Annotated in this window: 2 protein-coding genes; one reads left to right on the top strand and one right to left on the bottom strand. The window is 72.1% G+C overall.

The window, feature by feature from the left end; genetic code table 11:
* Nucleotides 1-741 (bottom strand): SDR family oxidoreductase (locus ACI3KY_RS20260; protein WP_404931915.1); only part of this gene is annotated, 741 nt, incomplete at its 3' end.
* A gap of 70 nt (nucleotides 742-811) precedes the next feature.
* On the opposite strand from ACI3KY_RS20260, the gene ACI3KY_RS20255 reads away from it, so the two are divergent.
* Nucleotides 812-1,384, top strand: a 573-nt coding sequence (locus ACI3KY_RS20255; protein ID WP_404931914.1) for a sigma-70 family RNA polymerase sigma factor, incomplete at its 3' end; no start/stop codon positions are given.

Genomic DNA, 1,384 nt, shown 5'->3' with positions numbered 1-1,384 from the left:
CTCCTGGAGGTATTCGGACCACGTGCGCGACCCGTGCTCCGCCGTGGCAGCCGCGAGGTTCACGCCGTCGCGGTACGCGCGTCCGATCGCACCCGGGACGCGCACGGGGAAGAACGAGCGACGCAGGCCCCGCGTCGCCGCGATCGCGCGCAGCATCGTCGGCGCGTCGATCACCTCGGGCCCGGCGAGGTCCGCGACCCGTCCGCTGGGAGCGCCGTCGACCAGTCCCGCCAGTCGCGCCGCGACCTCGCCGACATCGACCGGCTCGAGCCGGATCGCACCGGGCGCCGGCACCACGGGCAGCTTGAGCATGGGCGCGAACATGTTCCAGGCGAAGTCGTGGAACTGAGCCGCCCGGAGCACCGTGAACGGCACCCCGGATGCGGCCAGCGCCTCCTCCGCGCGCTGCTTGGCGCGGAAGTAGCCGATCGGCATCACGTCGGCCCCGATCACCGAGATCATCACGAGATGCCCCACGCCGCCGCGACGAGCGGCCTGCGCCAGGTTCGCCGTTCCGACATCGTCACCCTTGCTGCTGCCCGCCAGATGCAGGACCACGTCGACTCCTGCAACGGCCTCAGCGAGGCCGGTGCCGGCCACGGTGTCGCCGACCACGAACTCCACGCCCTCCCGGGGCGTGCGGCTGAGGAGTCGCAGGTCGTGGCCGCGCCCGCGAAGCAGCGGGACGACGTGGTTCCCGAGGTTTCCGGTGCCGCCGGTCACGAGGATGGAAGCCATCATGTCTCCTTCTGTCACATCGGGGCGCGCTGCCCCGTCATGATCACGACGACGCCCGCGAGGAGGATGTGACATGACCGACGAGATTTCTCTGGCCGAACGTTTCGAAGCTCAGCGGCCCCGGCTACGGGCCATCGCGGTGCAGCTGCTCGGATCGAACCGCGACGCCGATGACGCCGTGCAGGAGGCGTGGCTGCGACTGGTCCGGACGGATGCCGCAGCCATCGACAACCTCGACGCGTGGCTCACCACCGTCGTGTCGCGGATCTGCCTCGACATCCTCGGTTCGGCCCGCGTCCGCCGGGAGCGCGCATGGCGGGTGGAGCGCTGGCCCGACGAACCTGCGGATCTCGAAGGCTGGGGCGATCCCGAGCAGGCGGCGGTCAGCGCCGACCGCGTCAGCGTGGCCCTGCTGGTGGTGCTCGAGCAGCTCAGTCCCGCCGAGCGCATCGCCCTCGTGCTCCACGACGTCTTCGCGGTGCCGTTCGACGACGTCGCGCGAACCCTCGATCGCTCACCCGATGCCGTCCGCCAGCTCGCCTCGCGCGCCCGCCGCCGACTGCAGGGCGCACCCGAGGACGACGCGCCGAGCGCCGGCAGCGCCGGTCGGGCGATCGTGGCGGCGTGGCTGGCGGCCGTGCAGGAG

This window comes from Microbacterium sp. ZW T2_14 (assembly GCF_044987405.1).
Taxonomy (GTDB): Bacteria; Actinomycetota; Actinomycetes; order Actinomycetales; family Microbacteriaceae; genus Microbacterium.
This window is presented reverse-complemented; position numbering and strand designations above follow the sequence as displayed.